This window comes from Dietzia maris (assembly GCF_014144855.1).
In the GTDB taxonomy this organism is placed as follows: domain Bacteria; phylum Actinomycetota; class Actinomycetes; order Mycobacteriales; family Mycobacteriaceae; genus Dietzia; species Dietzia kunjamensis.
Genome location: NZ_JAALDN010000166.1, coordinates 1 through 9,682, shown reverse-complemented (window position 1 = coordinate 9,682; position 9,682 = coordinate 1). Strand labels below are relative to the sequence as shown.

General features: G+C 69.7%; 11 protein-coding genes. All 11 read right to left on the bottom strand.

The window, feature by feature from the left end:
* Positions 1–404: 404 nt before the first annotated feature.
* On the bottom strand, positions 405–1,685 hold the full coding sequence (tyrS, locus tag G6024_RS06180) for a tyrosine--tRNA ligase (RefSeq protein WP_172812119.1): 1,281 nt from the start codon (positions 1,683–1,685) through the stop codon (positions 405–407).
* 6 nt (positions 1,686–1,691) lie between these two features.
* Positions 1,692–2,318, bottom strand: a complete 627-nt coding sequence (locus G6024_RS06175; protein WP_067714140.1) for a DNA-3-methyladenine glycosylase — start codon at positions 2,316–2,318, stop codon at positions 1,692–1,694.
* A gap of 56 nt (positions 2,319–2,374) precedes the next feature.
* A complete protein-coding gene (locus tag G6024_RS06170) occupies positions 2,375–2,596 on the bottom strand; it encodes a Trm112 family protein (RefSeq protein WP_067714095.1) in 222 nt (73 codons plus the stop codon).
* 5 nt (positions 2,597–2,601) lie between these two features.
* Positions 2,602–4,041, bottom strand: a complete 1,440-nt coding sequence (gene argH / locus G6024_RS06165; protein WP_067714091.1) for an argininosuccinate lyase — start codon at positions 4,039–4,041, stop codon at positions 2,602–2,604.
* On the bottom strand, positions 4,038–5,237 hold the full coding sequence (locus tag G6024_RS06160) for an argininosuccinate synthase (protein ID WP_067714089.1): 1,200 nt from the start codon (positions 5,235–5,237) through the stop codon (positions 4,038–4,040). The genes argH and G6024_RS06160 overlap by 4 nt, the downstream gene beginning before the upstream one ends.
* A gap of 57 nt (positions 5,238–5,294) precedes the next feature.
* Positions 5,295–5,792: an arginine repressor gene (locus G6024_RS06155; RefSeq protein WP_082923787.1), complete on the bottom strand. Its 498-nt coding sequence runs from the start codon at positions 5,790–5,792 to the stop codon at positions 5,295–5,297.
* Positions 5,789–6,766 (bottom strand): ornithine carbamoyltransferase, encoded by a 978-nt coding sequence (gene argF, locus G6024_RS06150; protein WP_119193436.1) that lies wholly within the window; start codon positions 6,764–6,766, stop codon positions 5,789–5,791. The genes G6024_RS06155 and argF overlap by 4 nt, the downstream gene beginning before the upstream one ends.
* Positions 6,763–8,004: an acetylornithine transaminase gene (locus tag G6024_RS06145; protein WP_119193435.1), complete on the bottom strand. Its 1,242-nt coding sequence runs from the start codon at positions 8,002–8,004 to the stop codon at positions 6,763–6,765. The genes argF and G6024_RS06145 overlap by 4 nt, the downstream gene beginning before the upstream one ends.
* The gene (argB, locus tag G6024_RS06140) at positions 8,001–8,936 is read right to left on the bottom strand and encodes an acetylglutamate kinase (protein WP_067714080.1); all 936 of its coding nucleotides are present in this window, start codon (positions 8,934–8,936) and stop codon (positions 8,001–8,003) included. Before argB ends, G6024_RS06145 begins: the two co-directional genes overlap by 4 nt.
* 1 nt (position 8,937) lies before the next feature.
* Complete coding sequence (locus G6024_RS06135) at positions 8,938–9,414, bottom strand: hypothetical protein (RefSeq protein WP_067714079.1); 477 nt, start codon at positions 9,412–9,414, stop codon at positions 8,938–8,940.
* The coding region (locus G6024_RS06130; protein WP_338122134.1) for an Asd/ArgC dimerization domain-containing protein at positions 9,411–9,682 on the bottom strand (272 nt) is incomplete at its 5' end. The genes G6024_RS06135 and G6024_RS06130, both read right to left, overlap by 4 nt.

The window sequence follows — 9,682 nt, the reverse complement described above, 5'->3', positions numbered from 1 at the left end:
ACTGTTGAGTTCTCAAACAACACCCACACACCGTCTCCGCGGGGCTGTTCGCCTCGCCTCAACCGGGGTGATCTTCGCTGCCCTCCCGAGGAGGGCAACTCCACCAGCGTAACAGGTTCGCGTTCCGATTCACAATCCGGTCTGCTTTCCCGCCTCGCGGCGCCGCTGCCACTCTCTCGAGGGCAACTTCTCCATCTTAGCTATCCGGTCTCACCGGGTCAAACCGGCGGGATCTTCCTGCTGTTCGGAGCCTGTCTCCTCGGCGTCCCCGGCCTCTCGGCCCGGGCCGCTCTCGGCGACTTCCAATAAGTTACGCAGACGTGAACGGAAACGCAAACCCGCAGGTAACCCGCCGAAACGCCGACAGCGCCGGGATCACCGGCGCTGTCAACGATCCTCGGGACTCAGGCGATCCTGACCCCGGCGAAGTTCTTCTTCCCCCGGCGGAGCACCAGCCATGAACCATGGAGGAGATCGGGGGCCGTCGGCGTCCATTCCGGATCCGAGACGCGCTCGTTGTTGACGTACGCGCCGCCCTCCCCGATCGCACGCCGCGCCGCCCCCTTGCTGTCGCAGAGACCGGAGGCCACCAGGAGATCGACGATCGTGGCGGGCTCACCGTGAGCGATCTCGACAGCGCCGGCATCCTCCAGCGACGCCGCCAGCGTCGCCTCGTCGAGGCCGGTCAACTCTCCCCTGCCGAAGAGTGCCTGCGCGGCGGCCTGCACGGACTCGGTGGCGGCGACCCCGTGCACCAGGGTGGTCATCTCCTCGGCGAGTCGCTTCTGCGCGGCCCGCATGTGGGGCTTCTCCCGGGTGAGTTCCTCGAGTTCGTCGATCTCCTCCCTACCGAGGAAGGAGAACCACCGCAGGTACCGCACCACATCGGCATCGGCGGTGTTGAGGAAGTACTGGTACCAGGTGTACGGGCTCGTCATCGCTGGATCGAGCCACAGACTCCCGCCTCCGGTCGACTTCCCGAACTTCTTCCCGTCCGATGAGGTCACCAGAGGAACGGTCATCGCGTGCACGGGCTCCCCGTCGACCCGGCGGTTCAGATCCACTCCGCCGACGATGTTGCCCCACTGATCGGACCCCCCGAGCTGCAGCGTGCACCCCATGTTGCGGCGCAACTGCAGGAAGTCGTTGGCCTGCAGGAGCATGTACGAGAACTCGGTGAAGGAGATCCCCTCCCCCTCCAGCCGACGCTTGACCGTGTCCCGACCCAGCATCGTGTTCAGCGAGAAGTGCTTGCCGACATCGCGGAGGAACTCGATCACCGTCATGTGGCCGGTCCACTGCATGTTGTTGACGACCCGCGCCCCCGCGGGGCCCTCCGTGAGGTCGACGAACCGCTCGAGCTGCCCGGCGATCCGTTCGGTCCACTCCGCCACGGTGTCGGAGGTGTTCATGACCCGCTCCCCCACGTCGCGGGGGTCACCGATCATGCCGGTGGCGCCGCCTGCCAGAACGATCGGCCGGTGTCCGGCCAACTGGAACCGGCGCAGGGTCAGTAGCGGGATGAGGTGACCGGCGTGCAGGCTCGGCCCGGTCGGGTCGAACCCGCAGTAGAGCGACACGGCGCCCTCGTCGAGGTGCGCCCGGAGCGCATCGAGGTCTGTCGACTGGGCGATCAGCCCGCGCCACTGCAGTTCATCGAGGATGTTGTTGGTCACGACGGACATTGTCCCTCACTCGGCGTGTCCGGCCACCACGGGGCGGGTCAGCTGCGGGGCCCGTGGGCTGCGTCGGTACGCGGAGACCTCCCGCGCGCCGGCCACCCAGAACCTCCACGGGCGGTCCGCTTCGCGGGAGACCCCGACCCTCGGACCGGACCTGATGTGGTGCCCGGGGACCGGGTCGGGGCGGAATTGGACCGACGACGACGAGTCGAGCACGTCGATGCCCCTCATCGTGAGGTCGATGCCCAGGGTGCTGCCGAGATTGCCGGGTCCGCGGGCGGCCCGCTCGGCCGGGACGCCGGGCCGGCGGGAGTCCACGATCTCGTGGCCGCCGGCGATGCGGGCCGCCCTGAGCAGTACTCCCCCGCCCTCCCCGGCGGGCCGGCACGTGATGTTCACGCACTGGTGGATCCCGTGGCTCAGGTAGACGTACAGATGACCGGCGTCCCCGAACATGACCTCGTTCCGGGGGGTGGGGCCCGGCCAGGTGTGAGCGGCCGCGTCGGGAAAGCGGGATTCCGGTGGCCCGCCGTAGGCCTCGACCTCCATGATCCTCACCGAGACCGCGCCGTGGGACAGGATCCCTCCGAGCAGAGCCCGGGCCGCGGTGTCAGGCGATGACTCCCGCAGCAGCAACCGGAACCGATCGGTATCGGTGCCGACGGCGGGGCCTGTCCGGTCGTCCGGGGAACTCACCCCTCGGTGCCTCCACCTGCCAGGGCGACCAGCTCCGCGTGCTCGGCGTCGTCCACCTGCCGGGATTCGTCGACCAGCAGCACGGGGATGCCGTCGTCGATCCGGTAGGCCCGGCGCAGACGCGGGTTGTACAGCGTCTCCGATCCCGCGAGCAGGAGCGGGCCCTTGTCCTCGGGGCAGGCGAGGATCTCGAGCAGACGTGCGTCGATGACGGACATGGCGCTCACCCTACCCAGCCCGCGAACTCGTCGCGGATCTCGCCCAGCCGCCTGCGCTGCGCGGCCACCGCCTCGCCCGCGGTGCCGCCCCGGGCGTTCCTCGACGCGATCGAACCGGTGACGGTGAGGACCTCGCGCACCTCGGGCGTCAGCGCGGGGTCCACGGCCGCCAACTCGTCGTCGTCCAACTCGTCGAGCCCCACACCGCGGTTCTCGGCCACACGGACGCACTCCCCCGCCGCCTCGTGGGCGACCCGGAACGGGACGCCCTGCCGGACCATCCACTCCGCGATGTCGGTGGCCAGGGTGAACCCGGCGGGAGCGAGCTCGGCGAGCCGCTCCGGATGGAACTCCAGGGTGGCCACGAGACCGGCCATGGCCGGCAGCAACAGATCCAGCTGCGCCACCGAGTCGAAGACCGGTTCCTTGTCCTCCTGCAGATCGCGGTTGTAGGCCAGCGGTTGCGCCTTGAGGGTCGCCAGCAGGCCGGTCAGGTTACCGATCAGTCGACCGGTCTTCCCGCGCATCAACTCCGCCACGTCAGGGTTCTTCTTCTGCGGCATGATCGAGCTGCCCGTCGACCACTCGTCCGCCAACGTCACGTACCCGAACTCGGGCGTGGACCAGGCGATGATCTCCTCCGCCAGGCGGGACAGGTCGACCGCGATCTGCGCCAGCACGTACGACGCCTCGGCGGCGAAATCGCGGGAGCTCGTGGCGTCGATCGAGTTGTCGGCCGCCCGGTCGAAACCGAGCTCGGCGGCGATCGCGTCCGGGTCCAACCCCAACGACGACCCCGCCAGCGCACCCGATCCGTACGGCGACACCGCCAGACGACGGTCGAGATCACGGATCCTGTCCAGATCGCGCAGCAACGGCTGGGCGTGCGCGAGCAACTGGTGGGCGAGCAGGACCGGCTGCGCGGCCTGGAAGTGCGTCTTGCCCGGCATCACCGTCTCGGGGTGGGCGTCCGCCTGGCCGACGAGCGAGTCGACCACATCGAGGACCCCCGCCGCGACCGCCCGCACGGCGTCGCGGAGCCACATGCGGAACAGGGTCGCCACCTGGTCGTTGCGCGACCGGCCCGCTCGCAGCCGGCCCCCCACCTCGGGCCCCACCCGCTCGATCAGGCCGCGCTCGAGGGCGCCGTGCACGTCCTCATCGGACTGCGCCGGGACGAACGCCCCCGAATCGACGTCCGCGGCGAGGCGATCCAACCCGTCGAGCATGGCGTCCAGGTCGGGACCGGTGAGCAGACCCGCACGGTGCAGAACCCGGGCGTGGGCCTTGGACGCGCGGATGTCGTACGGGGCCAGCTCCCAGTCGAAGTGGGTGGACTTGCTCAGCGCGGCCATGGCCTCCGACGGCCCGCCGGAGAACCGACCTCCCCACAGGGAGCCCGTGTTGGTGCCGTGGCGCCCGGAGTCGCCCTGCTCCGCACTCACAGGCCGAGGTCCCGCTTGGCGGCGATCTTGGAGCTCAGGCCGTGCAGGTTGACGAAGCCCTTCGCGTAGCTCTGGTCGAACGAGTCGCCCTCGTCGTAGGTGGCGAGGTTGAAGTCGTAGAGCGAGGAGTCGGAACGACGGCCGTTGACGGTGATCGAGCCGCCGTGCAGGACCATCCGGATGTCACCGGACACGTGCTGCTGCGTGTTGTCGATGAAGGCGTCCAGGGCGTACTTGAGCGGCGAGAACCACAGACCGTCGTAGACCGCGTTGGACCAGGTGTCGGACACGCCGGACTTGTAGCGGGCGAGCTCACGCTCGAGGGTGACGTCCTCGAGTGCCTTATGGGCGGTGATGAGGATCATGGCGCCCGGCGCCTCGTAGACCTCGCGACTCTTGATGCCCACCAGGCGGTCCTCGACCATGTCGAGGCGCCCGACGCCCTGCGCGCCGCCGCGACGGTTGAGCTCCTCGATCGCTTCGAGCACGCTCACCTTGCGGCCGTCGATCGCGACCGGCACGCCCTCGGAGAAGGTCACCGTGACCTCGTCGGGGGCGGCGAAGTTGATGGTCGGGTCCTCGGTGTAGTCGTAGACGTCCTTGGTCGGGGCGTTCCACAGATCCTCGAGGAAGCCCGTTTCCACCGCACGGCCCCAGACGTTCTGGTCGATGGAGAACGGCGACTTCTTGGTGACGTTGATCGGGATCTCGTTCCGCTCGGCGAACTCGATGGCCTTCTCACGGGTCCAGGCGTAGTCACGGACCGGCGCGATCACGTCGAGGTCCGGCGCGAGCGCCCCGAAACCGACCTCGAAGCGGACCTGGTCGTTGCCCTTACCCGTGCAGCCGTGCGCCACGGAGGTCCCGCCGTGCATCTTGGCCGCGGTGACCAGGTGCTTGACGATGAGCGGACGCGAGATCGCCGAGACCAGCGGGTACTCGCGCATGTACAGGCCGTTGGCCTTGATCGTGGGAGCGCAGTAGTCATCGGCGAACTCGTCGCGGGCGTCCACGACCACCGACTCCACGGCTCCGCAGTCCAGTGCGCGCTGCCGGATGACGTCCATGTCCTCACCACCCTGACCGAGGTCGATGGCGACGGCGACGACCTCGGCACCGGTCTCCTGACCGATCCAGCTGATGGCGACGGAGGTATCGAGTCCGCCGGAGTAGGCGAGGACGACGCGATCGGACATGGTGTTCTCCTTGATGTGTGGGGTCTGTTCGGGGTGGTTCGGTGTGCGCGGGGCCGGTCAGATCTGGCGCCGTGCCAGTCCGGCCAGTCGGTCGGCGAGTTCAGCTCCGGTGACGGGTTCGCGGGCCATCACGAATATGGTGTCATCCCCCGCGATGGTCCCGACGACGTCATCCAGATTGGCCCGGTCGAGGGCACTGGCGAGGAAGTTGGCCGCCCCGGGAGGAGTGCGCAGGACCGCGATATTGGCACTGTGGTCGGCGGACACGAGCAGGTCCGCGATCAGCCTGCCCAGGCGGTCCGTCCCACCGGGGATTCCCGGCACGTGGCTGCCGTCCTCGGGGATCACGTAGCGGCCGGCGCCTCCGTCGGCGGCGCGGAGCTTCACGGCGCCGAGTTCGTCCAGGTCCCGGCTGAGGGTGGCCACCGCCACGGCGATACCCTCCTGCGCCAACGCCTCGGCGAGCTCGGTCTGACTGCGCACCGGTCGGCGACGCAGGATCTCCGTGATCCGGGCGTGCCGGGCCGTCCTGCTGACGCTGCCGACGGCGGTCACGATCGCTCCAGTAGCCAGACCAGAAGCGCCTTCTGGGCGTGGAGTCGGTTCTCGGCCTCGTCGAAGACTCGGCTGTGGGGGCCGTCGATCACCTCGGCGGCGATCTCCTTGTCCCGGTAGGCGGGCAGGCAGTGCAGCACGATGACGTCGTCCGAGGCCCTGGCCACCGACGCCCGGTCCAGCTGGTAGTCGGCGAGGTCCCGCAGACGCTGCGTGGCCGAGTCCTCCATGCCCATCGAGACCCAGGTGTCGGTGATGAGGACGTCGGCGCCGTCGACAGCCCGGTCGACGTCCGTCGTGATGGTCACCGAACCACCGGTCTCCGCGGCGATCCGCTCGGCGTCGGCGACCACCTGACCGGTGGGTTGATACCCCTCGGGGGCCGCGATGGTGATGTGCATACCCGCGGTCGCGAACCCGAGGAGGTAGGAGTGGCCCATATTGTTGGCCCCGTCCCCCAGGTACACCGCCCGGAGTCCCTCGGTGCGGCCGAAGTTCTCCCGGATGGTGAGCAGGTCGGCCAGGATCTGGCACGGATGGAACTCGTCGCTCAGGGCGTTGACGACGGGAACGTCCGCGTGGGCGGCGAGTTCTACGAGGCCGTCCTGGGAGTAGGTGCGCCACACGATCGCCTCGACGTAGCGCGACATCACCCGGGCGGTGTCGGAGAGGGTCTCCCCCTTGCCCATCTGGGTGGAGCCGGACTCGACGACGATGGCGTTCCCGCCCAGTTCCGCGATCCCGGCGTCGAACGAGAACCGGGTGCGGGTGGAGGTCTTGTCGAAGATGACCGCGACAGACCGCGGGCCCTCCAGGGGTCGGGCGGAGAACGGCTCGGCCTTGAGCTTCAACCCGAGGTCCAGGACTTCGGCCTGCTCGGCGGGGCTGAGGTCGTCGTCGCGGAGGAAGTGACGGACCGCAGGGGTGGAGGTCGCGGTCGACGCGGTCGATGAGCTGACGGTCGGGCCGGTCATGACGAGGACTCCTTCTGGGCTGCGATGGTGGACGACGCGGTGTCGAGGATCCCGGGCAGCGCGGACACGAACTCGGCGACCTGCTGTTCGGTGAGGATGAGCGGTGGTGCGAGGCGGACCACGTCCGCCGTGGTGGCACCCACCAGGTACCCGGCTCCGCGCGCCGCCTCCTCCACCGCCTTGGCAGCGGGCGCGGTGAGCACGATCCCGAGCAGGAGGCCCCGTCCACGCACGTGGTCGACCAGTGGGTGGTCGAGGCACTCGATCTCGGCGGCGATGATCTTGCCGAGGCGGTCGACGTGCGTCACGAGGTCATCGGACTCGATCGTGTCGAGGACGGCGAGAGCGGCGGCGCACGAGATCGGGTTACCGCCGAAGGTGGTGCCGTGCTGCCCGGCGGTGAGTAGTTCGCCCGCGGCGCCGACGCCGAGGCACGCGCCGATCGGCAGGCCACCACCGAGCCCCTTCGCGAGGGTGATCACGTCGGGCACGACCCCGGCCTTGCGGCAGGCGAACATCGCACCGGTACGGGCGATCCCCGTCTGGACCTCGTCCACGATCATGAGGACGCCGTGCTCGGTGCACAGGGCGCGCACGTCGGCGAGGAACCCCTCGGGGGGCTCGACGACGCCGCCCTCGCCCTGGAGCGGCTCGATGATGACGGCGGCCGTCTCGCCCGGAGCCAGCTCCACCAGCGTGGTCAGGGCGTCGATGTCGCCGTAGGGGGAGAACTCGACCCCGGGTGGCATGGGCTCGAACGGCGCGCGCTTGGCGGGCTGGCCCGTCATCGCCAACGCCCCCATCGTCCGGCCGTGGAAGCCGTTCTGCGCGGCGAGGATCCGGGACCGGCCCGTGCGCCGGGCGATCTTGAACGCGGCCTCGTTGGCCTCGGCTCCCGAGTTGCAGAAGAAGGCCCGGACCGGCTGGTCCACCGCCAAGAGGGACTCGAGGCGTTCGGCCAGCTCCACCACCCTGGGGTGGACGTACAGATTGGAGATGTGCCCGAGTTCGGCGACCTGGCGACTGACCGCGTCGACCACGGCCGGGTGGCCGTGTCCGAGGGAGTTCACGGCGATCCCGCCGAGCAGGTCGACGTACTCACGACCGTCGGCGCCCGTGAGCGTCGCGCCACTGCCCGAGACCAGCTCGAGCGGCGGGGTGCCGTAGTTGCGCATCAGCGCGTCGTCCCACCGCGCGGTGAGGGTCGGGGTGTCGGTGACGGTGTGCGTGTCGTTCATTTCTCGACTCCTGCCGGCGACCTGGTTTCGTGGTGGCCCTCGGTGACCATCGTCCCGATGCCCCCTTCGGTGAGGATCTCGAGCAACACCGAGTGTTCGACGCGGCCGTCGATGACGTGGGCTGCGTGCACCCCGCCCCGGACCGCCCGCAGACAGGCCTCCATCTTGGGCACCATCCCGCTCTCGAGGGACGGGAGGAGCCGCTCGAGTGGTTCGGTACCGAGATGCGTCACGAGGGACGAGCGGTCCGGCCAGTCGGTGTACAGCCCCTCGACGTCGGTCAGGACGATCAGCTTCTCCGCACCCAGGGCCGCTGCGAGCGCCCCGGCCGCGGAGTCGGCGTTGATGTTGTGCACGGTTCCGTCGGAGTCGGGCGCGATGGTCGACACGACGGGGATCCTGCCCGCCTCGATGAGGTCGAGGACGGCCCGCGGGTCGACGGACTGCACATCGCCGACCAGGCCGATGTCGGTGGGTTCCCCGTCGACCATCGCTGTCCGGCGAACCGCGGTGAACAGTCCCGCGTCCTCTCCGGAGATCCCGACCGCGTAGGGGCCGTGGGCGTTGATCAGACCGACGAGCTCGCGTCCGACCTGGCCGAACAGGACCATGCGGACGATGTCCATGACCTCGGGGGTGGTGACCCGGAACCCGCCGCGGAACTCGCCCTCCATGCCCAGACGACCGAGCATGGAGGTGATCTGCGGCCCGCCCCCGTGGACCACCACGGGCTTGAGCCCGCAGGTGCGGAGGAACACCATGTCCGCCGCGAACGCCGCTTTGAGGTCGTCGTCCACCATGGCGTTACCGCCGTACTTGACCACGACGATCTTGTCGTGGAACTTCTGCAGCCACGGCAGCGCCTCGGCGAGCACGTGCGCGCGGACGAACGGCGTCAGCTGCGTGGAGCCGTCGTTCATCTCGGTGGTCATGTCAGGCCTCTCCGGGCTGGTCGGGAATGGTCAGGGCGAGTCGGACGTCCGCGCCACCGCGGTGTCGGAAACGGAACTCGGCTCCGTCCGCCGTCGGTGCGGGTTCCGGCCACGGCGCGTGATCGGTGTCAGGCCGGAAGACGAGCACCTCGATCGGGCCGGCCTCGACACCCGATCTCGTGCTGACGAACCGGGCGACGTTCTCGGCGACCTCGTGCGCGGCCGTGAAGTCCGCGCCGGGGTCTCCGACGCCGGGGCCGTCGAGCAGGACGACCGCGCGAGTGGACGGGATCTCGGCGCTCAGGGTGCTCCACCGCAGTTCCACCGCGTCCGCCCCGTCACCGTGGACGTTGAGGATGCCGGTCGAGCCGGCGGGGGCGACCCAGAACATCGCATGGGTTCCCTCCGGGGCCCACCACATCTCGAGACCGTGGACCCGGCCTCTGGAGGTGGCGCCCGCCAGGGCGTCCGCGGTCACGGGGCCAGGCCGACGGTGCTGAGTCCGGCGGTCTCGGGGAGTCCGAGCGCGAGGTTCATCGACTGGATCGCGCCCCCGGCGGTGCCCTTGGCGAGGTTGTCGATCGCCGCGGTGAACACCGCGCGGCCGGCGCGCTCGTCGACCTCGACGCCGAGTTGCACCGCATTGGATCCGAGCACGGAGGCGGTCATGGGCTGCACGCCCGCGGGCAGGACGTGGACGAACGGCTCGTCTCCGAACGCCTCGGCGTACACCGCCCGGAGCTCCC

Coding starts and splice junctions, on each gene's coding strand:
- tyrS (WP_172812119.1), bottom strand. CDS start 1,685: ATGTCCGTCGTGACCAACAACATCCTCGATGAACTGCAGTGGCGCGGG.
- G6024_RS06170 (WP_067714095.1), bottom strand. CDS start 2,596: ATGTCCGTCATCGACGCACGTCTGCTCGAGATCCTCGCCTGCCCCGAG.
- G6024_RS06160 (WP_067714089.1), bottom strand. CDS start 5,237: ATGTCCGATCGCGTCGTCCTCGCCTACTCCGGCGGACTCGATACCTCC.
- argF (WP_119193436.1), bottom strand. CDS start 6,766: ATGACCGGCCCGACCGTCAGCTCATCGACCGCGTCGACCGCGACCTCC.
- G6024_RS06145 (WP_119193435.1), bottom strand. CDS start 8,004: ATGAACGACACGCACACCGTCACCGACACCCCGACCCTCACCGCGCGG.
- argB (WP_067714080.1), bottom strand. CDS start 8,936: ATGACCACCGAGATGAACGACGGCTCCACGCAGCTGACGCCGTTCGTC.